We start from the raw sequence: 21694 nt of genomic DNA, 5'->3' as shown, positions 1-21694 counted from the left end.
CTCAACAGCGCCCGTATGCTGTTGCCCATTCGGCAGGCCAACATTGCAGCCGGCGCGCGAAGTACAGTTCCAGGCCGTCCTCTTCATCGATATGTGAGCCTGTTTCTCGGAACCCCATCGACCGGGCCAATTTCAAGGATGGGATGTTACCCGGGTCAATCGACAGGACAAAAACCCGCTGATCATGTTCTTCATACGCCCAATTCATCAACCCAATTGCCGCTTCCTTGCCTATGCCCTGTCTGCGGAAGGATTCACCAACTTCATAGCCGAGTTCTACTCCATCCGCCGCTACATTTCGCAGCTCCTCGGGACCCGGCTCGGAATGGAAACCGATTCGTCCGCACATCGTCTGAGACTGCGTTAAGACAATGGCCCGCAACAACCAGGGCTGCGCCTCCGGACGAGCATGTAGCTGTCTCAGTCGAGTTCGTAAAGTGCGAACGTTAATCACGAAATCTTCCGGTATCGTGAAGCCGCCTATCTTCTCCGCCAACTCCCGATTCCGGGCAAGCAGCGCTTCCAGCAGTTCCGGGCACATCGATACCAGTTCCAGACGACTCGTGCTAATTCGGTTTATACCGAGCCTCGTTCTGATTGTGAGACAGCATCATCAAGAAACGGTGGCGGACTTTGCTTCGGTGTGCCAAGTGTCCCAGCCTCCTGTTCCCTGCTGATCCACTCTCTGTAGGCCTGGTCTCTTTCTCTCCGACCCTCCTCACGACCCACTTCACGACCCTCTTCACGACCTTCCTCCCTGTGTCGTTGCTTTATTGATTCGTAAAGCCATCCCATGAAATCAACTCCTTCTATAACAGTAAACGTCGTGAATATCGATGATACTCTGATCTTTATAGTGTAGTCGGATTCTTGGTGTTGAATCTAGTGATATTCACGCACTCGCTCCGTTATTTACTGCTCCGATTACGCGCTCAGTCCACAGGCCACGTCCGTCAGGCTGTCGTAGTGATGCACGTACTTGACGCCTTCGATCACGAGCCGGTCGGTGTGCGGCAGATCCTCATCCCACGTCATTTCGACGCCCCAGGAGTGGGGTGGCTTCTCCCGCTTTCCCCACAGGTTTCCGTTGTATCGACGGAACAGGACCGTGCGACCCGCGCGGGTGACGTACGCCATGACCAGCACCGCCCGTTCGGACGCGTCTTCGTCGATGTCGAACACGCGCATGCATTCGAAAGCCCGGTCGCCGATGTGCACCGTGTAGAGGCCATGCGAGAACACCTGCGGCGCCTCAGGGTTTTGGATATACGTTCCGTCCGGCTGCTCCGACAGGATGCCTTTGTCTTCGACACGACGAGCCGCCATGCCCCAATCCCAACCAAAGTCTTCATCGAGACAGGTCAGCAGTTCCCTGGTGCCATCGGACTTCATGCTCTCGACGGCCAGCCAATGCACCTCGGTCTCTGTCAGACGACCCCAGAACCGGGTATGTCGGGCTACCTTATCCGGATCGTGGTTGAGCGGTAGAAGCCTTTCCCGGTCCTTATGGCGATGTTCTTCAATCTCGATTTCGACGCATTCCCGTCCGTGAATGATCGCACGACGGCAGGCAGTTGCGGTCTTCTCCTCGGTCAACTTCCAAGCCGTACCATCTCGGGTTGACTCGTAGTCGGCCCATCGCACCCGATCGCCGGTTTCCGGAACGATGAACCACCAGGCAAGCTCCCGGAAATCGATGGGGAATGGGGTACCTGAACTTTGCTCGATGGATATGTCGGGCCGAAGTTCCGGAAAGGCCCCTTTCTCTCTTCTGCTTTCTGCGCTCATGGCCGTACTCCTTCTATTCGTGGTCACGCCCAGTTCGGTGCGGACCATGTCCCTGCCGTGGGACAACCGTCTCTTGATGGTGCCCGGCGGACAGCGATGCCGGGCCGCGATTTCCGCTATGCTCAACCCATCCAGGTAGAACGACCTGAGTGCCGCCCGTTCGTTCTCGGGTACGTGATCGATAGCATCGACCACGTCCTCCGCTGCCCGGCGTTGCCGGGCCTTAAGCACACCGAAACGGTTCAACATCGTCGCGAGTTCCTCGGACTCGACGAATCGTTCCCTGCGCTGCGTCGAACGCAGGTAGTCGGCGCAACGATTGCGCGCGACCTGATAGAGCCAGGCCCGCACATGCCGGGGAGCTCGATCACGCAGTCCCGACCAGGCGTGTACGAGCGTCTCCTGCAGCACGTCTTCGACCGCGTCCACGGCACCGATTCGATCCCGGATCAGTGCAACCAGCGAACGTTCGTAACGGCGGATCAGCGTCACGAAGGCCTGCTCTTCGCCGGCGCGGATCTGTTGGACCAGCATCTGATCATCGAGGAACCCCATTAGATCGCTCTCCCTTCATCTAACAGGGCGAAGTTCGAAGGGAAAAGGTTCAGTGGGCGAGATCATTCGCAATATCGAGGAGCGCGATGGCGTAATTGGCTTGCTCATCGTGATCCGGAATCCGGCCAGTCGGCGCCAGCTCCCGGGCCGATAACATGCCAGTGCATATGTGGCGTAACGCCGGGCGCCGCCGCGTTGGCTCGGACATAGAAGCCTTCGCCATTCAAGAGACCTGTGGAGGTCGCAGTTTGCTGGACAGCCTGGACCATCGAGGAAAGAAGGTTTCCATCCAATGCGGCCCCGTCCATGAGACCGCCTACGTGGGCTTTTGGTACGACGACCACGTGGACCTCTGATACGGGACGTGGATGATGAAACGCCAGTACACGATCATCTTCGTAGACACAATCCACGTCGAGCTTACCTGAAAGAACATCCTCACAGTACCAATCTCTCCGTGCCACTGAGCACACTCCTTCCAGTTTTACGACGGAACGACGCTTGGTCTCCGGATCTGCCTGATTAATAAGATTAGACGGGCCAGGGATCGGTATGTAATTTACACCCGAATGTAGTACCAGATCAGGGTTAAATTCAAATCACCTGTTATCGTATCAAATCGGTCATAGGCGTGTGCGAGTCGAATCGGTCAGTACCCATATCGAACCCCTTGAAAAAAACATCATTCCGGGATTCTTGCCGTTGTAGAGAACCTTCCCGAATGGTTTGACGATACCGCCAGAACCAGGTCTGTCCCCACCGACTTACGGAATCAAACCGGATTTGTGGCCGTCTCAGATCAATGGGTGATCGGGTTTATTACCCTGTACGTCGCAGAGGGACGGATGCACATCGGATGGCTCGCAGTCGATAGGCAGATGCAAGGGCATGGTATTGGAAGCCGTCTCCTGGACGCCGCCGAAGCAATGGCACGGGAACTGCGAATAGACGAACTGGCGACGTACACGCTGAGCGAAAGCATCGCGTACCAACCCTACGAATTGACCAGACGATTCTACTGGAAACACGGATTCAAGGTGTACAAGCGATCCAGGACGGACAACCCCCGATGCCCTGAGGAAATATGGATTTCAAAACAGATCAAACCATGACCGGAGTTCGAAGTGGACCGTAACGTAATCCGATATTACGAAGAACTGGAGAACGAATCCGAGCGGCTCGAGAAGGGAACCGCCCGGTTGGAAGGCGAAAGGACCAGGGAGATCCTTCGGCAACATCTCCCCGCACCGCCAGCCCGCATTCTTGATGCAGGCGGAGGGCCGGGCGCCTATGCCTTCTGGCTTGCCGGGCAGTCCTACGAAGTGCATTTGCTGGACATCGTTCCACGCCACATCGAGCAGGCGAAGGAATGGAACAAAAACGGAATTCTGAAGAGCGCGGCGGTCGGCGACGCCAGAACGCTGGACTTCGAGACGCATTCCATGGACGCGGTCCTTCTGATGGGTCCTCTATATCACCTGCAAGAACGGCCGGACCGGATCGCGGCTCTAGAGGAATCCCTACGTGTGCTGAAACCGGGAGGTGTGCTGATCTGTGCGGCCATCTCCAGGTTCGCTTCATTCATGGACGGCATGAAACAGGGGTATCTCTTCAATCCTGAGTTCGCCCGTATCGTACTGAAAGACCTGAATGAAGGGCGACATGAAAACCCGGACATGGATCCCCGTTACTTTACTACGGCATGTTTCCACCGGCCTGAAGCACTCGAAGAAGAGATCACGGCTGCGGGATTCGACCTGGTGAAGACTATCGGCTTGGAGGGTCCTGCCTGGCTTCTCGGTAATTTCGATGATCTGTGGGCGGACGAGGCCAAGCGTAAGGATCTGCTCACTTTCTTGAAGCTGGTCGAGTCGGAAACCTCACTCATCGGCGTGAGCGCGCACATCCTCACCGTCGCGAAAGCGCCCTGACGAGTGCCGGCATCAGCAAAGCGTTAAGGCGAAGCGGTTCATAGGGAAATCTAGGGTTACCTACACCTTTTTGATTGGTCCAAGAGTTTGGGCCAATTGTAGAGGCGATATCTTGCGGATTACAGCCATATCCTTCGACGGCGACATGACCCTGTGGGACTTCCGGAAGGTCATGCGTCATTCATTGAAGAAAGCCCTGGCGGAACTGCGCCGGCTGGTTCCGTCGCAAGGCGCCGCGGACCTCTCGGTGGAAGAGATGATCGCGATCCGCAGCCGGGTCGAAGAAGAAGAGCAGGGGCGAACCAGGAACCACGAGGAACTCAGACTCCTCGCCTTCGAGCGGACGCTCGAAAGCATAGGCTCTCCGGACCGCGATCTCGCCGTCCATCTGAATGAGCTCTACCTCAAGCATCGCTTCGAAGACATCGAGCTGTATCCGGACGTGATTCCGGCCCTCAATCGGCTTGCGCCGCACTTCAAGCTTGGACTGCTGTCCAACGGGAACAGTTACCCCGAGCGATGTGGGCTCGAGGGCCGTTTTGGCTTCGTGGTCTTTTCGCAGGATGTGCAGGTTCGAAAGCCCGATCGGAGAATCTTTGAGATCGCCGCACGGGAAGCGGGCTGTACACTGGACGAGCTTCTACATGTCGGAGATTCGTTCGAGAACGACGTAATGGGTGCGCATGGAGCCGGCGCGAAAACGGTCTGGCTGAACCGCGAAGGGATGGAAAACAATGCTGAGGTCAAAGCCGACGTTGAAATCACCTCACTGGCCGACCTGCCCGGGGTTTTAGGTCTAGGTAAAATCGGGAACTGAGGCAGATTCCGCCATCTGGCTAGAACCCGTAGCTGAGCCCCAGTTTCAGGACCGGGTACACGGATGCGACGCCGGGGATGTCTTCGTTGGCCGATTCGGCTTCTGCATCCAGGTCCCTTCTGAACTGCGGGTCCGAGGATACGGGGCCGGTTGCCTCGAGGCTGAATTCCGGCGTCCCGTGGTAGGCAATCCCGATATCCAGTGCAAAGCCGAAACCGGTTCCGACGGCATTTCCCCACCCGAAGCCTGCGTAGGGGGCAAGGCTGGAGGTCCCGAGCGAGCCGCGGATCGTGCCCACCTGGGCCGGCGTGTATACGTTGTTCCCAAGCTCCACATCTTCCGTCGGAGCACCCTCGAGTCCAAGGGACCCCCCGAAGTAGAGCACGCCCGCACTCAGCCGGAAACCGCTTTCGTTCGGGTACAGATCGACCACGGCCGTCACGGTGGCCGCGGGAAGTTCTACATCCAACTCCACATCATCCGCGAGTACTTCGAAGCTGACCGGCTGAAAATCGATCCCCCCTCGGAAGTTGATCCGGCTTGCGAGTGGCGTAGCGACCTGCGCCCCGATTCCGAGCGTGCCCACCTGAACGGATCCCGTAACCCCCTGTGCAATAACGGGCGATGCATCCAGACCCAGCAGTAAGACGGCAATGAACCCGAATCTCAGGTTTCGCATCGTATTTCCCTCGTAGATATCGCTCTAAATTGAATGATAAGTTGGATTTGCGCAGTCCCTCACCTCAACCCGCCTCAACCCCGCCCCGGCACGGCGATCCCGTACCGCTGCAGCGTGGTCTCGAGCGTCGGACGACCCAGGCGGATCCGGCCGTCGTTCAGCAGGTAGGAGAACAGATAGCCGGCGCCGAGCATGAGGATCCCGATGAGGAAGCAGTACATGACCGCTCGGTCTGGATAGACGTCCTTGAGGTACCCGACGTACAGCGGACCGAAGATCCCCGCGGCCGCCCACGCGGTCAGCACCGCGCCGTAGATGGTGGACATCTTCTTCGTGCCGAACACGTCGAGGACGAAGGAAGGCATGGTGGCGAAGCCCCCACCGAAGCAGAGCAGCACGTAGCAGACCAGGGCGGAAAAGACCCAGGGGTTGGTCTCCGTCATGAGTATGCCGAAGACCACCATCTGGCTGCCGAGCAGCACCCTGAAGACCGTTACCCGTCCGAACTTGTCGGACAGCAGTCCCCAGAACAGCCTCCCGAGGCCGTTGCAGATCGAACTCACCGCGATGAGCGTGGCGCCGTATTCGGCCAGTACGGTCGGTTCGATGGTATCATCCGCCAGGCCCCAGATTTCCTGGAGGATCTCAGATTGAAAGCTGACGACTGAAATCCCGGCCGCGATGTTGAAGAAGAAGACGATCCACATGAAGACGAACTGCGTGGTGCCCAGGTAGGTGCGGGCGTACTTCGGTTCGTTGGCCTCGTCGGGATCGGCCGCGGCCGTGGTTGAAGGTCCCGTAGCGTCCGGCGGCGGGTCGGAAAGGGCCAGGCTGCAGGGGATGAGAATCAGGGCGAAGATGACGCCGAGCCAGATGAAGACTTCCGGCAGGGCGCCCGCGGTCCGCACGATGAGGAAGGGCGCCAGGCCCTTGCTGAGCAGAAAAGCCCCGACCCCGAACCCCATGACCACGATGCCGGTAGCCAGTCCCTTGCGGTCCGGGAACCACTTGGCGACCGTCGCGACCGGCGTGACGTATCCCAGCCCGATGCCGGCGCCGCCGACCACCCCGTATCCGAGATAGAACAGCGGGATATACTCCATCTCCAGCGCAAGGCCCGAGATCAGGTACCCGCAGGCAAACATGAAACTGCCGATCAGCGCGAGTTTGCGCGGCCCCATCTTCGGCAGCATGTTCCCGGCCCAAGCCGCCGATACGCCCAGGGTGAAGATGGCGATGCTGAAGGCCCAGGCCGTTTCGGTGTGCGTCCAGCCGATCTGGCGCACCAGTATAGTCTGAAAGAAGCTCCAGGCGTAGACCGTTCCGAAGCAGATCTGAAGCGCCGTGCAGAAGAGCGCGATGGCGCTTCGGGGAATGCGCATCGCTTATCCTCCTCTTACCGGACGTTCTCCGGTGGCGCGCCGGACGAACCGGTGCCGGACGGCTGATCGGAAATGTGTTGGAAGAGGCGGGCCAGGTCGCCCACTTCATCGTCGCGTCCGAGAAGATCGTCGGCCGTGGATTCCGTCTCCTTGTTGCCCGCGATGCTGACGGCATAGGCGAGCAGTTCCGCGAGGGGCTTCGCAGCGAGATTGACCAGCCAGATCGATGCGAGGACGCCCACGACCAGGAAAATACATATGAGGATAACCTGCTGGCCGATGGCGCGCTGGATCTTGAGGGCGACCTCATCCTGGTCCATGCCGACGTGCACCGTGCCCGCGACACCCGCCAGGATGGGGCTGCCGACCTCCAGGAAATCGCCCAGGCCGGGGATGCTTCGTTCGACCGGCTCAGTACTCGCGTGATCGCTCGCGAGTATCTGCTCGGGAATCCCCGGAACGAAGGTATGGGCGAGATACTCGCCGTCCTCGCTGGTGATGTAGATATACCGGATGCCCTGGATCTCGACGAACTGATCGATCATGGACTGCAATGTGGCCAGGTTCCGGTTGAGCAGGATGTCGACGCTGGAGTCGGCGATGCTCTTGGCGATGTTCTGGCTGTTGGTCTCGTACTCCGACGTCAACTGTGTATCTACAGTGTATATACATAGGGCGGACGTGCAGAGGACGATGACGCCGAAGAGCAGGAAGATCCCGAATCGGGTGCGCTGGAAGAGCTTCTGTACTTTCATGCTAGGATAGCCAGCCTTGCCAGTCTTCCAGGGTCACGAACCGGCCCTCCTGGACGACGGTGTAGTAGACGGTCTGCAGACCCTGCCGGCGGTCCGGTCCGAAGGAGACCCGCTCGCCGATCCCGAGGTCGTAGTTGTCGACCGAGAATACGGCTTCCTCCAGCCCGTCGCGGTCGGGACTTCCTCCCAGGCGCCGCAGGATCTCGGTCATCAGCTTGGCGTCCAGAAAACCCTCGAGACTCACGAAACTCTGCGGAAAGGGACTGTACGACTCCTGGACGAGTTCTTCTGGAACCTCCGGATCGTAGCGTTCCATCAGTTCGCGGTATTCCCGAACGGCCGGGATGGACGTGTCCTCGTAGCTCGGGACCACCTGGGAATTGACGAGGTAACGGGAGTAGGTCTCCACGTCCTCCCCCAGGTCGCTGAGCAACTGGAGCATGTTTTCGCTGCCCACGAACGAGAGATTGGCGATGGGTACTCGAAGGTCGCGGTCCACCGCGTCGCGGGCGAAGGCCGCACAGGCCGCGTACGACCCGATGCAGATGACGGCATCCGGGGAATTGGACTTGAGGATCTCCACCTGCTCCCGCATGCTGCCGGTGAAACGCGAGCCCCGGCGGTAGGTCGCCTCACCCGCGAGCCGCTCGCCGTGCCGGTCCAGCGCCGCCCTCACCCCGGCCCATCCGCTTCTTCCGTAGGCGTCGGCCTGGTAGAACACGCCGATTTTCCTCTTGCCCGCGGCGAGGAAATTGTTCACGAGTCCGGCCGTCTCCTGCCGGTAAGACGCCCTCAGGTTAAAGGCGAAATCACCGTACGGCGGCTCCCGCTGGGGCTGGGCGCCGGTGAAGGGGAAGAAGAGGTAGACCTGCTCGTCCTGGAACTTCTTCAGCAGGGGCAGCACCCGCGTTACGGTCGGCGTGCCCACGTACCCGAAGAGCAGGAACACGTTGTCTTCGAGCATGAGCTTCATGGTGTTCCGGACGCATGGATCCGGCTGGTAACCGTCGTCGTAGAGCTTCAGGGTAATCTTGCGTCCGGCCACGCCGCCGTTGTCGTTTACATGATTGAAATAGGCCATGGCGCCGCGATACAGCTCGCTGCCAAGACCCCTGGAAGGACCGGAGAACGCGGCCGACATGCCCAGGATGATCTCATCATCCGTCGCACCTTCGAATCCGGTTTCCATTTCCTGTGCTGAGACCATGTTCAAACCTCCAAAAAATGTACCGGCGTCCTTCAAGCCCGCGCAGGAAACCACAAGCAGTCCCGCCAGGCCGCGGCGCAACATGGTCCTCCGCGTTAACAACGGCGCAGGCGACCCGGGCCTATCCCCTGATTGACCTTTACCGTCACGCCCACTCATACGCTTCCTCGTCATCAATTGAGCCGTGAAGGTTCCTGTTCGTGCATCTCACGGCCGTCCGGCAACCGAATCCGGGCCGGTACCTTGACTATACCGGGAATCGCAGTACAAATTTCTGGTATGGGAAATGTACCGATTATTTTCGTCTTGGAAACTGTTATAATGATTCAAAATGATAAGACCGGGATTACCCCGTTGCAAGGTATTTTTGCGACCGTGAGCAATGCCCTGGGGCACCTTAAGCCACTTCAAACATCGGGTGACGGACTGCCGCCTCTCAGAGGAGATCCTACCTGCGCATTATACTCGGATCGAACGTGTACTCGCTGTACGGATCCGGCAGGCCGTTGTCCGCCACCTCTTCCATCACGTCGCCGAAGTAATCAAGCTCAGACAGCGTGGTGTACAGATTCGGCGTGATACGAACCCACGTTCGACCGGTGTCCTCTCGGTCGTACCGGCCCCGGGATGTCCGAATCTGATGTTCATTCCAAAGGTAGTCCCGAATACCGGTCGGATCGGCCCCTTCGATACCGACCCCCGCAATACAGCAACTCATTTCGGGGGTCGTCGGGGTGTATAGCCGTATCCGGGGATGGCTTTGAAGCCGTTCCGCCCAGTAATTCTTCAGGTACCGAAGCCGTTCTTCCTTGCGCTTCGGTCCGATGGCGTTGTGAAAAGCGACGGCCTCGCCGATGGCGAGGAACGGCGGTAGAGGTTGGGTACCGACGGATTCGAATTTCTGCATGCTCGTCAGGGGGTTGAATCTGAGACTCATGGTCGGGCCGTACAGCGGCTCGATCTTCTCGACGTGCTCGCGCTTCATGTACAGCAAGCCGGTCCCTTTCGGCGCGCTGAGCCATTTGTGCAGGCTCGCTCCGTAATAGTCGCAATCCAGGTCCGAGACCTTGAAATCCAGTTGGGCGACGGCATGGGCGCCGTCCACGACGACTTCGATCCCGTGCCGATGGGCCAGGTCGCAGATCTGCCGGATCGGAAACACCTGTCCGGTGGTGTACGTGATGTGGGACACCATGATCACGCGGGTCCTCGATGTAATGCCATCTTCGATGACCTTGACCAGGTCTTTCAGAGACCCGGCGGGATACGGTACGGGCACCTCGACCAGTTTGATCCCTTCCTTCTTCTCCCGATCCCGAACGACCCGCACCAGGGAAGGATAGTCATGGGTCGTCGTGAGGACTTCGTCACCCCGGTTCAGCGGGATGCCGTACAGGACCGTCTTGAGCGCTTCTGTGGTGTTGCGTACGAGGGCGATTTCATCGGGGCTGCTCCCGAACTGCCGTGCCACGGACTTCTTCACGGTACTCATGCGGTCCCTGGCCATGTCAACGAACACCCCGTACGGGTTCTGTTCCTGTTCCCATATGTATCGAATGAACGCTTCGGTGACGACGCGGGGCGTAGGGCAGGCATAGCCGTTATCCAGGTTGATCAGGCTGCGGTCCACGGTGAATGCCCGCTTGACTTCGCGCCAGAGCCCTTCGTCACGGGCGGCCTCTTGCGGCGTGAGATCCGCGATTTCACTAACCGCGGCCTCGACGCCCCGGAAGGAATCGGGGCCGAGGAACGTGGCCAGTCCGGCCGTCACGCCCGCGGTTTTCAGGAAATGCCGCCGTTCCATGGTATTCCGGCGTCCCGTGGGAAGGTCGATTGCATTGTTTTCCGATCTCATGACAAAACTCCTTTGATTCTCGGGGCTTCCGGCATCCTCAATCCAGCATCCTGGCTTCGGATCGGTGCTTGCGTAGGGAATGCATCCTTGACTGCGTAATAAACAGTTTTACACATTGGATTCCCAGGACATTCAAGACATCACACAACAACCTGTAGCTTCGACCTTAAAAGTGATGCATCCATGGACCCACGCCTGCGGCAAAGCATGAACGAGTATTACAACGAACGGGCGGCCGAGTTTGACGAAATCTACACGCTGGGCCGGCCGCCCGGTACGGTTACGGATCCGGAGCTGTACAAGAAAGAGGCCCGGTCCCTGGGGAATCTCGTTCGGGAACACTGTCGCGGCAGCGTCCTGGATATCCCCTGCGGAACGGGCTACTGGCTACAGTTTTACGCGGCAAACTGTTCGGCGATCACGCTCGTGGACCAGTCGGAGAACATGCTCGGGGAGGGAAGGGAGAAGGCGCGCGCCCATGGCGTCGAGCCGATCACCCAATTCATGAAGACCGACGCCCTCGAGGTGACGCTGGAAGACCGGTCCTTCGATTCCGTACTGGTGGGGTTCTTTCTCAGCCACGTCACGGACAGCCAGATATACCTTTTTCTAAAGGGGCTGCGAAACGCACTGAATCCGGGCGGCCGCGTGCTCATCCTGGACTCCAACTGGACGCGGTTCCGCGGATCCCGGCCCAAGGAAGGCACCACGGTACGTACCCTCAATGACGGGCGGAAATTCGAGATCTACAAGCGGTACTTCGACGGGGCCGATTTCGACCGGATGTCCGATACCTGCGAAATGGATTTCACCGTGCAATACGACGGAAAGCTCTACCTCGCCGTCACGGGAACGGTGCGCCAATGAGCGGGAAAACGCGCGACCGTCGACCAGCGCCGGATTTGCACGGTCGCGGGCCAGTGCCGGATCCGGACAATCTGCAACCGGAGAACCTGCATCGGGCGACCATCGAGTATTACAACCTGCGCCAGGTCCACGGCGACATGCCGCACAAGATCCCCCGGGGGCCCGCGCCTGATCTGCCCCCCGAACAGGCCAGGATGGTCCGGGAATCGCAGGAGGCCATGCGGGGCCGGAGAGTGCTCGAGGTAGCGAGCGGCACGGGAACTGCGACCCGGGAAATCGCAGAAACCGCGGTGTCTGTCACGGGGGTAGAGATCGCTCCCAACATGCTGAACCTGGCCGCGGGAAACGACAACCCGCCCAACGTAAACTACCTGGTCGGCGACGCCTTCGACCTTGGATCCATCGCGCCAGGCGAGCGTTTTGACGGTGGTTTCGCGGCGGGGTTTCTGCACACCTGTCCTTCTTCGAGGCATGCGGAGTTTCTGCATGGCTTCCACGCACGGCTCGAGGAGCGATCTGTCGTGTTCATGCGGTCGTCCAGGCCGACGAGTCCCGATGCCGTGAGCAGGCTCTTCAGGGCCGAAGGTCACGCGGACCAGTTCACGACAAGACAGTTGTCCGATGGTTCGGAATTCGTCATGGTCGAGAATGATCCAACGGAAGACGAACTGAGGCGCATATTCGAGCCCCTGTCGAAAAACCTCATGGTGCATATCGGCAACTACTGGTGGTGGATCCGGTACGAGTTGTCCTGAGGCCGCGTCATGTACGACATCGTGCAACATGGTCACGCCCGTGAACTTCTGGCGCTGTCCGGTTCCTACCTGGAAAAACGCGAGAGCGAGAACAACCTGCCCCTGGGCCTGGCGTACACGCTGGCCGTTGATCCGTACTACTACGGAGACGATCCGCCGCTGCTCCTGAGCATTCTGGAAAGCGGCGATCCGGTGGGTGTAGCGGTCAGGTCGCCGCCCTACAGACTCGTCCTGAGCATACACGACACGGAAATCGATGGTGCCATGTACCGGCTTGTTCGGCACCTGCAAAGTGGGAAGGTACGGGTGCCGGGCGTAGTGGGACCGGAGGCTGAAGCCCGGAACTTTTCCAGTCAGTGGATAAGGACTTTCCCCGGGTGTTCAGCGATACCGCGAAAACGGCTGCGGGTATTCGAGGCTCGAAGCGTGATCGACGTGCCGCTCGCCCCGGGCAGGCTGAGGCCGGCCGAAATGGCGGACCAACGCCTGATGGCGCAGTGGGTCGCGGCGTTCACGCGGGAAGCGGTCGGGGAGGATGCCGGACCGGGGAAGGCGGAACGCAACGCTGAAAAGTACATCGCGGAGAGAAATCTGTACATCTGGGAGGACGATCGACCGGTGTCGATCGCCAGGCAGTCGCGGGCCATGAAAAACGGTACGAACGTCACAATGGTTTACACTCCTGCCGCGTTACGAAACCGGGGATACGCGACTTCGTGCGTCTACGCGTTGACGAAGAAACTGCTTGCGGGCCGGTACAGTTTCTGTAACCTGCATACCGACCTGTCGAACCCGGCCTCCAACCACATCTATCAGAAAATCGGCTACGTGCCTCTGGGCGATACACTGGAGTTCGATTTCGAATACACGTCGAGACGTGACGGTTAACACAAAAATCGCCCCAGCTGCAAAAGCATAGGAGCGCTCATCACATGGCGAAGATCACCGAATTCAAAGGATACACCAGTGAAGACCAGGCCAAAATCCCCGACATTCCCAAACCGGAGACGCCACCGGATCCCATGATCGTCAACGCCCAGGACGGTGTGCCGGTCGTCTATCCGGGATGCAACGGGCTGGGGGTCAGAGTGGTGCATCCGGTGAATCCCAACGCCCCCGCGGAGAACATGGGGCTGGTGTTGTTTTACGTGCCGCCCCATGTCATTCTTGAACCAGGTTCGCATCCCACCGAAGAGACCTATGTCATCCTCGAGGGATCGGGGGAAATGACCTTCGCGAATTATAAACGTGACGTGAAAAAGGGCGACTTCGTCTATCTTCCGCCCTGGTGTCTGCACGGTATAGAAAACACCGGTACCGAAACCCTGGTCGTACTCATCTGCACCTCTCCTCCCAATCCGTAGACGGAGAAGGATCATGTTTTGTGACACTGACGCTCGCGGACCGCTGAACGTCTCGATCGATGACCCCGCGACATGCTGGTTTGCCGGGTAAAGCCGGCTTGTCCGGTCAAGGAGGATAAGGTCATGAGTTATCTTACTGCGCAGCAACTCGCCTTCTTCGATACGTTCGGATACCTGGGATTCCCGGGTCTGCTGGATGATCGCATCGACGACATCATCAACGACTTCGAGGAGGTCTGGACAGAACGCGGAGGCGGGCACCACGGGCAGCCTCATGACGGCAAGGAACGCTCCTGCATCGTACCGTTCATCGACCAGCATGACCGGTTATCCTCGCTGCTGGACGACGAACGGATCCGGGGGATAGCGACCAGTCTCCTGGGCGACGATTTCAATTACATGGGCAGCGACGGTAACTACTATGCCGGCGATACGAGGTGGCACTCCGATGGATGGCATCCCGAAATCCTGCATATCAAGATCGCCTTCTACCTGGATACGTTGACGCGGGACACCGGCTGCCTGCGGGTCATTCCCGGCAGTCACAAGCGGGATGACGTTTATGGGAACGCATTGCAGAAAAACGTCGGAGAGAGTTCGTCTCTGTGGGATACGGATCCACGGGATGTGCCGGCCATGGCGCTGGAGACCCGTCCAGGTGACATCGTTTGCTTCAACCACAATACCAAGCACGCCTCGTTCGGCGGCGGTGGACGCCGGCGGATGTTCACCATGAACCTGTGCCAGCGCTATCCCGAGCATCTCATCCCGGAACTGCGCGACTACATCAGCGGCGCATCCCGCTTCTGGCTGGACGAAGCGTACGGTCCGGCAATGCTGCGAACCGCTTCCCCCGATCGATTGCGTCACCTCGAGCAGGTCATGGCCAATGACGATCACCTGCCGGAACTGAGCCGCCAGGCCCGGGAAACCATGAGCGAGCCATCGCGGGGCTGAGTGGGGGTTGTCGCTCGCAATCCCCTAGGTCATCTTCCACTTCGTATCCGGCACATCCCCGTGCTGGACGCGCCTCGCCAGTATGGGCGTCTTGCGCAACTCCCGGATCAGTTCGATCACGCCGTTTATGGCGGCCTCCAGGAACTTCTCGCCCTTCTCTTTCGTCGCCTTGGTGGCGTCCCCCATGACCCCACTGGGTGAAATCGAACTCCAGTAGGGTACCAGGCGGGCGTCGGAAGCCTCGGGATGGCCGCCGGACAGGAGATCCGTCTTGAAACTGTCGGGCAGCGGGCTCCTGTTGTCCACGGCTTTGCCCATCTCGACCAGGTCGGGTTTCAGGACGAGGTAGAGGGACGTCTCGTATTCCCCGCCGTGGGACGTCCCGCCGTAGTCCGAATCACGGAGCGCATTACCCGTCTCCCTCGCCAGCCTCAGTCCCCAGTGGTTTGCACTGGCGCACAGGATACGTCCTTCGAAATCGATCACGGACAGGCGGGCGGCCAGGTCGAGGGGTGAGGTGTTGCTCCCGTGGCCGTTGATGATCAGGATGCGCTTGAAACCGTGATAGGCCAGACTGCAGCATACGTCCCGGACGTAGTTGATGAAGGTGTCCCACCGAATGGTGATCGTCCCGTGGAAATCCATGTGATGGGGACTGTAGCCGTGGGTCACCGGCGGGGCGAGGACGACCTCTTCCGGGATGCGGGCTGCGGCGCGCCGGCAGATCTCCGTCGCCAGGACCACGTCGACGTCTACCGGCAGATGGGGTCCGTGGTCCTCGTAGGTCGCCACCGGCAGCAGGGCGACCCGGTCCTGGGCCGCGGCGTCTCTGACCTCGTTCCAGATCATCTCCGCGTAGTCATACTTGATCGATGCCATTAAAACCTCCTTCTGATTCAAATCAACTGCAGTTTTTTCAGTGACTTGCGGTACAGCGCCAATGTCTCGTCGTATTGGGCGTGACAGCCCTCGGCTATGATCTGCCGCCCCGCAACGACGACTGATTCTACCGCCCTGGGCGTGGCGCCGAAGAAGATCGCGTCAGGTGCACAATCCAGGTCGATGGCGGCGATGGACGGATCGTTCCCATCCAGATGGACTCGATCCTCCTGCCACTGTGGTTCCAATCCACAGGCCGCGTAGCCCTGTCTCGTAGCCGCGTCCAGCAGATCCCGTCCCTCCGCCGTGGCGTGTCGCCTCTCCAGGCGGGACCGTTCGTCGAGTTCCACGGCCCTCGCTTCTTCGAAGGCGTTCTCGCAGGCGTGGCTGTCCACGCCGACACAGAGGCGCGCGCCGGCGTCAAGTAGTCCGGACGTGGGCGGGAGTCCGTCGCCGAGATCCCTTTCCGTGGTACGGCAAATACACACGAAAGAGTGGTTTTCGCCCAGTGCGGAGACTTCCGGGTCCTCCAGATGCGTGGCATGCACGGCCACGAAGCGCGGGGACAACACGCCTTCATTGGAAAGCAGCGCCACGGGCGTCGTCCCGTGCTCCGCCCTGCATTCCTCCAGCTCGCCGCGTTGTTCGCTGACGTGCATGTGGAAGGGAATATCGTGCTCGTCCGCGTACGCGGCCAGCGTCCGAATCCCGGGTATCGGCACCGCCCGAACACTATGAACGGCCGCGGCCACGGCCACGGCCACGTGAGGATCGTCTGCGTAACGCGTTCGCAGGTCATCGAGGTCTTGCATCACGAGATCGATCGACGGGTCGATGAATCGCTCCTGCGCGGGTACCGCGGACTGCCGGTAACCGGCTCGCAGGTAGGCCGTTCGGATCAGGCAGATACGGATGCCGACGTCCAGGGCCGCGCGAACCACGGCGTCCGCCAGTTCGGTGCGTACCTCGTAAGGACGCCCACCGGGGCCGTGATGCACGTAGTGGAACTCCCCGACGGCCGTGACTCCGGACATCGCCAGTTCGGTATAGGCGAAACGGGAAATCGCGTACAGGTCGTCCGGTCCGATCCCCTGGACCAGCCGGTACATCTCGTCCCGCCAGCCCCGGAAGGTCCCGGCCCGTGTCGTGCGCCGCTGGGTCCGCCCGCGGAGGGCGCGCTGGAAGGCGTGGGAGTGGGCCGTGGCCAGGCCAGGTATGATCCAGCGGCCGGCTTCGAAACGAATCGCAGGCGCATCGTTCCCTGGGTTCATAGGCTCATTACCCGCCCCCGCTTTATCACGGTCTGCACCGGATTTCCACCGAAGAAATAGGGAATATGCCGGTAATCTCCCGCCTTCAGCACGAGGATATCGGCCCGCTTGCCGACTTCGATGGAGCCCGCCTCCTCGCCCTCCCCGATCGCGTGGGCCGCGTTGATGGTGGACGCGTTCAGCACTTCCGCCGGAGTGAGTCGCAGGTACCTGCAGGCGATGGCCATGACCGCGGGCATGGATAGACAGGGCGCGGAACCGGGGTTCAGGTCGGTGGCGAGGGCCACGGCGGCGCCCGCGTCCATCATCGCCCGGGCGTCGGCATAGTCCGTCATGCCCAGGTTGAAGTTGACAGCCGGAAGCGGTACGGCGATGGTATCGGATCCCCCGAGCATCTCGATTTCACCATGGCCCGTCACGTCGAGATGATCTACCGAAGCGGCGCCGAGTTCCAGGGCCATGGAAACGCCACCGAAACTATTGAACTGGTCCACGTGTAATTTAGCCTTGAAACCGGCCTCGATCCCGGCCTCCAGCACGCGGCGGGACTGGTCGAGATCGAAGGCGTGGTCTTCGCAGAACACGTCGACGTACATGGGAACGCCGCGTGCCGCGAACCGGGACGATGAATGCCAGGCTGCCGCTTCGGGCAGGATCTCGTCGATGACGCACCGCGTGTAAGCTTCGGCATTCCCGTCGAATTCTGGAGGCACCGCGTGCGCTCCCAGGAACGTGGGTACGATGTCGCAGGGATGGTCGCGGTCGAGCCCTTCGATGACCTGGAGCATCTTCAGTTCGTCGGAAGCGCTCAGGCCATAACCGGTCTTGATCTCCACGGTCGTGGTGCCCAGCGCCAGCATTTCGTCGAGGCGTGCAGTGGCGGAGCGCGCGAGCTCGTCCACGGATGCCGACCGCGTATGCCGGACGGTACTGACGATACCGCCGCCGGCCGCCATGATTTCCAGGTACGAAGCGCCCTTGATCCGCAGCTCGAATTCCGCCGCCCGGTCTCCGCCGAAGACCGTGTGGGTATGGGCGTCCACGAAGCCGGGGCAGATGGACCGGCCGGTGCAGTCGATCACGCGTTCGGCCGCGAGTGTTCCGTCCAGTTGTGCGGCCGGCCCGACCGCCAGGATACGCCCGTCTTTAACCGCCACGGCGCCGCGCTCGATCACACCGGCCTCCGCCATGGCCGGGACGCGCTTCGGTCCACGGGACGCGCAGGTCACGACCTGCTCCGCATTGTGGAGGTACAGATCTACGGTTTCCATTTTACTCATCTATGATCCGGCGGCGAACGTCAAATCGAATTTTACGTTCTTGCCGGGACGTGTTCGACCCGTGGGGATGAAAGGATCAATCCAGCGTCGGTCCGGGAATCTCCACCTTCTCTCCGACCGCGGCGGTCACATCGCCCCGCGCGACGAGTTCTCGTATGGTCTCAAAAAGTGGAGAGAGCGGGACGTCGCGGTCGAGGAAGGGGACGTGCCGGCGAATCAACCGGTATGCCAGGCCGGTACCGGCGCCCAGCGCTTCCGGGGTGATCCCGGGTTCCCTGCATCTGAAATCGATGGCCTGGGCCGCGGCGATCAATTCGATGGCGACGATGGTCTCCACGTTCTCCACCACCTGAAGCGTGTGGTGCACCGACGCCGCGCCCATGCTTACGTGATCTTCCGTGTTTGCGCCGCTCGGAATGGAGTCGGCGCTGGCCGGGTGGGCAAGCACCTTGTTCTCCGACGCCAGGGCCGCCGCCGTGTACTGGGCGAGCATCAGGCCGCTTTCCAGTCCGCCGTGGTCCGTGAGGAACATGGGCAAAATGCCCTCGTTGGAATCGGCATCCACGAGCCGGGCCGCACGCCGCTCGCTCATGTTGCCCATGTCCGCGAGTGCCAGTTTCATGCTGTCCATGGCGACGGCGATGGGTTCGCCGTGGAAATTGCCCGCGCTGATGACTTCCGCGTCGGCGGGATCGTCGCTGGCGAAGACCAGCGGATTGTCGTTCGCCGCGTTCAGTTCGATGCCCACCACCCACCGGGCGTAGTCGATCGTGTCCCGGACCGTGCCGTGTACCTGGGGGACGCAGCGCAGGGTATAGGGATCCTGGACGTTGCCCGGATTGTCGGAACGCAGCAGCCGGCTGCCGTTCAGGATGTCCCGCAGGAAGCCCGCGCAGGCGATCTGCCGGGGGTGGGGCCGTATGGCGTGCACCCGCGCGTCGTAGGCGCGGTCGGTGCCTGCCAGCGCCTCCAGGGTCATGGCGGCGGCGATGTCCGCCGTAAGGGCGAGATGGGTCGCCCGGTGGACCAGCAAAGCGCCGAGTCCGGCCATGAGCGTGGTGCCGTTCGTCAGCGCCAGGCCTTCCTTGGCACCCAGGGTTACGGGCCGGAGGCCGGCCTCCCGCAGCGCGGATGCGCCGTCGAGCCGACGGGACCTGCACACGGCCTCTCCTTCGCCGATGAGCACCAGGGACATGTGGGCCAGGGTCGCCAGGTCTCCGCTCGCACCGAGGGATCCCCGTCCGGGTATGCAGGGATGCACGCCCGCGTTCAGCATGTCCGCCATCAGTTGCACGACTTCGGTCCGAATGCCCGAATAGCCCATGGCGAGCGTATTTGCCCGGATGACCAGCATGGCCCGCACGGTCTCCTCGTCCAGTTCCGGACCGGTTCCGGCCGCGTGGCTCCTGATCAGGTTCAACTGCAGTTCGGCGACCTGGCCGGCCGAGATCAGCTTGTCCTTGAACCGGCCGAACCCCGTGGTGATGCCGTAGGCGATCCGTCCTTCCGAGACCAGCCGGTCCACGACCTCCCGGGACCGTTCCATGCGGGGAAGGGCATCGGGGTGTATGGCGACGGTTCGGCCCCGCGAGACGGCGACCACGTCGTCTATGGTGAGATCGTGGCCGGTGAGGGCCAGGGGGTCCGTATGGACCGGGGGTTTCCGTGAACCAGCCATATTCGATCACTGCTTTTGAGGTTCAGTCCATCATGGGGATCTTGACGCCGCGGGATCTCGCCACGGCCAGCGCTTCTTCGTAGCCGGCGTCCACGTGCCGGGCCACGCCCATCCCCGGGTCGTTGGTGAGCACGCGCTCCAGGCGCGCGGCTGCCTCGGGCGTGCCGTCGGCGACGATGACCTGCCCGGCGTGGAGGCTGTATCCGATGCCCACGCCGCCGCCGTGGTGGTAGCTCACCCAGGTCGCGCCGCTCGCCGTGTTGATCAACGCGTTCAGTACGGGCCAGTCCGCGATGGCGTCCGACCCATCCTTCATGGCCTCGGTCTCGCGGTTCGGGCTGGCAACGGAACCGCTGTCCAGGTGGTCGCGACCGATGACGATGGGCGCGGTGACCTCGCCCGAAGCGACCAGCTCGTTGAATCTCAGTCCCGCCCGGGCTCTTTCTCCGTATCCCAGCCAGCAGATTCGGGCCGGAAGCCCCTGGAATTCCACGTGCCGCCGGGCCATGGTGATCCAGCGGAACAGGTGATCGTCCTCCGGAAACAGCTCGAGAATGGCCTGGTCCGTCCGGTAGATGTCCTCGGGATCTCCCGAGAGGGCGACCCAGCGGAAGGGACCCTTGCCTTCGCAGAACAGGGGACGGATGTAGGCCGGGACGAAACCGGGATAGTCGAAGGCCTGCTCCACCCCGTTGTCATAGGCCCGCTGCCGCAGGTTGTTGCCGTAGTCGAAGACCACGGCCCCCTTCCGCTGCCACGCGAGCATGGCCTGGACATGGACGGTCATGGAAGCGAGGGAACGCTCCTGGTAGGCGTCCGGATCGCGCTCGCGCAACCGGCGCGCTTCTTCAGGCGACAGCCCGGCGGGAATGTATCCGTAGAGGGGATCGTGGGCCGCGGTCTGGTCCGTGACCACGTCAGGCACGATACCCCGACCAAACAGTTCGGGAAGGACCTCGGCGGCGTTTCCGATCAGGGCGATCGACCGGGCTTCGCCCGCGGCCAGGGTCTCGTCCACCCAACTCAACGCGAGGTCGAGGTTCTCCGCCACGGTGTCCACCTGGCGAAGCTCCAGGCGACGGCGCGCGCGCCACGGATCCACCTCCACCAGCAGGCCCACGCCGCCGTTCATGGTGATGGCCAACGCCTGGGCACCGCCCATCTCGCCCAGGCCGGCCGTAACCACGAGCTTTCCCGACAGGCTGCCCCAACCGTGTTTACGAGCGAGCGCGCCGAAGGTCTCGTAAGTACCCTGCAGGATGCCCTGCGTGCCGATGTAGATCCAGCTGCCGGCCGTCATCTGGCCGTACATCGTCAGTCCCTCGCGCTCCCAGGCGTCGAAATTCTCCTGCGTCGCCCAGGCCGGCACCATGTTCGAGTTGGCGATCAGGACGCGCGGCGCGTCCTCGTGCGTGCGAAACACAGCCACCGGCTTGCCCGACTGCACCATGAGGGTCTCGTCGGGTTCCAGGTTCCGCAATGCGTTCAGGATGGCTTCAAGGGCTTCCCGGTTCCGGGCGGCCTTGCCCCTGCCGCCGTATACGACGAGGTTTTCGGGATCGAAGGCGACCTGCGGATCCAGGTTGTTCTGGATCATGCGGTAGGCCGCTTCGATGAGCCAGTTTCTGCAATTCAGCTCGGTGCCCGTTGGTGATTTCACGATCTGGTCCAATA

22 protein-coding genes are annotated in these 21694 nt (G+C 61.0%); 8 read left to right on the top strand and 14 right to left on the bottom strand.

Annotation, left to right across the window (positions count from 1 at the left end):
• Position 1: 1 nt before the first annotated feature.
• From F4X08_02690 to F4X08_02675, 4 genes are all read right to left on the bottom strand, one after another.
• Complete coding sequence (locus F4X08_02690; protein ID MYD24704.1) at positions 2-541, bottom strand: GNAT family N-acetyltransferase; 540 nt, start codon at positions 539-541, stop codon at positions 2-4.
• Positions 542-576: 35 nt separating this feature from the next.
• Entirely contained in the window at positions 577-795 is a 219-nt protein-coding gene (locus F4X08_02685) for a hypothetical protein (protein ID MYD24703.1), read from the bottom strand.
• Between the two features lie 129 nt (positions 796-924).
• The gene (locus F4X08_02680) at positions 925-2343 is read right to left on the bottom strand and encodes an RNA polymerase sigma factor (protein MYD24702.1); all 1419 of its coding nucleotides are present in this window, start codon (positions 2341-2343) and stop codon (positions 925-927) included.
• Between the two features lie 104 nt (positions 2344-2447).
• Positions 2448-2924, bottom strand: coding sequence for an HIT domain-containing protein (locus tag F4X08_02675; protein MYD24701.1), 477 nt, complete (start codon positions 2922-2924; stop codon positions 2448-2450).
• Positions 2925-3035: 111 nt separating this feature from the next.
• On the opposite strand from F4X08_02675, the gene F4X08_02670 reads away from it, so the two are divergent.
• The 3 genes from F4X08_02670 to F4X08_02660 all read left to right on the top strand — a co-directional run bounded on the left by F4X08_02670 (position 3036) and on the right by F4X08_02660 (position 5091).
• Positions 3036-3455, top strand: a complete 420-nt coding sequence (locus tag F4X08_02670) for a GNAT family N-acetyltransferase (protein ID MYD24700.1) — start codon at positions 3036-3038, stop codon at positions 3453-3455.
• Between the two features lie 12 nt (positions 3456-3467).
• On the top strand, positions 3468-4274 hold the full coding sequence (locus F4X08_02665) for a class I SAM-dependent methyltransferase (protein ID MYD24699.1): 807 nt from the start codon (positions 3468-3470) through the stop codon (positions 4272-4274).
• 112 nt (positions 4275-4386) lie between these two features.
• Complete coding sequence (locus F4X08_02660; protein ID MYD24698.1) at positions 4387-5091, top strand: HAD family hydrolase; 705 nt, start codon at positions 4387-4389, stop codon at positions 5089-5091.
• 19 nt (positions 5092-5110) lie between these two features.
• On the opposite strand, the gene F4X08_02655 is transcribed toward F4X08_02660, so the two are convergent.
• The 5 genes from F4X08_02655 to F4X08_02635 all read right to left on the bottom strand — a co-directional run bounded on the left by F4X08_02655 (position 5111) and on the right by F4X08_02635 (position 10969).
• A complete protein-coding gene (locus F4X08_02655; protein MYD24697.1) occupies positions 5111-5770 on the bottom strand; it encodes a hypothetical protein in 660 nt (219 codons plus the stop codon).
• Positions 5771-5844: 74 nt separating this feature from the next.
• Positions 5845-7152: an OFA family MFS transporter gene (locus F4X08_02650; protein ID MYD24696.1), complete on the bottom strand. Its 1308-nt coding sequence runs from the start codon at positions 7150-7152 to the stop codon at positions 5845-5847.
• Between the two features lie 14 nt (positions 7153-7166).
• Positions 7167-7907: a HAMP domain-containing protein gene (locus F4X08_02645; GenBank protein MYD24695.1), complete on the bottom strand. Its 741-nt coding sequence runs from the start codon at positions 7905-7907 to the stop codon at positions 7167-7169.
• A gap of 1 nt (position 7908) precedes the next feature.
• Entirely contained in the window at positions 7909-9096 is a 1188-nt protein-coding gene (locus tag F4X08_02640) for an ABC transporter substrate-binding protein (protein ID MYD24694.1), read from the bottom strand.
• A gap of 466 nt (positions 9097-9562) precedes the next feature.
• Positions 9563-10969, bottom strand: coding sequence for an aminotransferase class V-fold PLP-dependent enzyme (locus F4X08_02635; protein MYD24693.1), 1407 nt, complete (start codon positions 10967-10969; stop codon positions 9563-9565).
• Between the two features lie 183 nt (positions 10970-11152).
• Here F4X08_02635 and F4X08_02630 point away from each other — a divergent pair, with 183 nt between their 5' ends.
• The 5 genes from F4X08_02630 (at position 11153) to F4X08_02610 (ending at position 14912) form a co-directional block, all read left to right on the top strand.
• Positions 11153-11836 (top strand): class I SAM-dependent methyltransferase, encoded by a 684-nt coding sequence (locus F4X08_02630; GenBank protein MYD24692.1) that lies wholly within the window; start codon positions 11153-11155, stop codon positions 11834-11836.
• The gene (locus F4X08_02625) at positions 11833-12591 is read left to right on the top strand and encodes a class I SAM-dependent methyltransferase (GenBank protein MYD24691.1); all 759 of its coding nucleotides are present in this window, start codon (positions 11833-11835) and stop codon (positions 12589-12591) included. Before F4X08_02630 ends, F4X08_02625 begins: the two co-directional genes overlap by 4 nt.
• 9 nt (positions 12592-12600) lie before the next feature.
• Positions 12601-13479: a hypothetical protein gene (locus F4X08_02620; GenBank protein ID MYD24690.1), complete on the top strand. Its 879-nt coding sequence runs from the start codon at positions 12601-12603 to the stop codon at positions 13477-13479.
• A 44-nt stretch (positions 13480-13523) separates the two neighbouring features.
• Positions 13524-13955 (top strand): cupin domain-containing protein, encoded by a 432-nt coding sequence (locus F4X08_02615; protein ID MYD24689.1) that lies wholly within the window; start codon positions 13524-13526, stop codon positions 13953-13955.
• Positions 13956-14027: 72 nt separating this feature from the next.
• Complete coding sequence (locus F4X08_02610; GenBank protein MYD24688.1) at positions 14028-14912, top strand: hypothetical protein; 885 nt, start codon at positions 14028-14030, stop codon at positions 14910-14912.
• A gap of 24 nt (positions 14913-14936) precedes the next feature.
• On the opposite strand, the gene F4X08_02605 is transcribed toward F4X08_02610, so the two are convergent.
• The 5 genes from F4X08_02605 to hutU form a co-directional block, all read right to left on the bottom strand.
• A complete protein-coding gene (locus F4X08_02605) occupies positions 14937-15791 on the bottom strand; it encodes a creatininase family protein (GenBank protein ID MYD24687.1) in 855 nt (284 codons plus the stop codon).
• A 17-nt stretch (positions 15792-15808) separates the two neighbouring features.
• Positions 15809-17062: a formimidoylglutamate deiminase gene (locus F4X08_02600; GenBank protein MYD24686.1), complete on the bottom strand. Its 1254-nt coding sequence runs from the start codon at positions 17060-17062 to the stop codon at positions 15809-15811.
• Positions 17059-18333, bottom strand: a complete 1275-nt coding sequence (locus F4X08_02595) for an imidazolonepropionase (GenBank protein ID MYD24685.1) — start codon at positions 18331-18333, stop codon at positions 17059-17061. The genes F4X08_02600 and F4X08_02595 overlap by 4 nt, the downstream gene beginning before the upstream one ends.
• Positions 18334-18418: 85 nt before the next feature.
• The gene (gene hutH, locus F4X08_02590) at positions 18419-20020 is read right to left on the bottom strand and encodes a histidine ammonia-lyase (protein MYD24684.1); all 1602 of its coding nucleotides are present in this window, start codon (positions 20018-20020) and stop codon (positions 18419-18421) included.
• Between the two features lie 22 nt (positions 20021-20042).
• Positions 20043-21692, bottom strand: coding sequence for a urocanate hydratase (hutU, locus tag F4X08_02585; protein MYD24683.1), 1650 nt, complete (start codon positions 21690-21692; stop codon positions 20043-20045).
• Positions 21693-21694: the final 2 nt, after the last annotated feature.

The organism is Gemmatimonadota bacterium, assembly GCA_009841265.1.
In the GTDB taxonomy this organism is placed as follows: domain Bacteria; phylum JAAXHH01; class JAAXHH01; order JAAXHH01; family JAAXHH01; genus JAAXHH01.
Note: the sequence above shows the minus strand (reverse complement) of the source record. Positions and strands in the feature narration are given on the sequence as shown.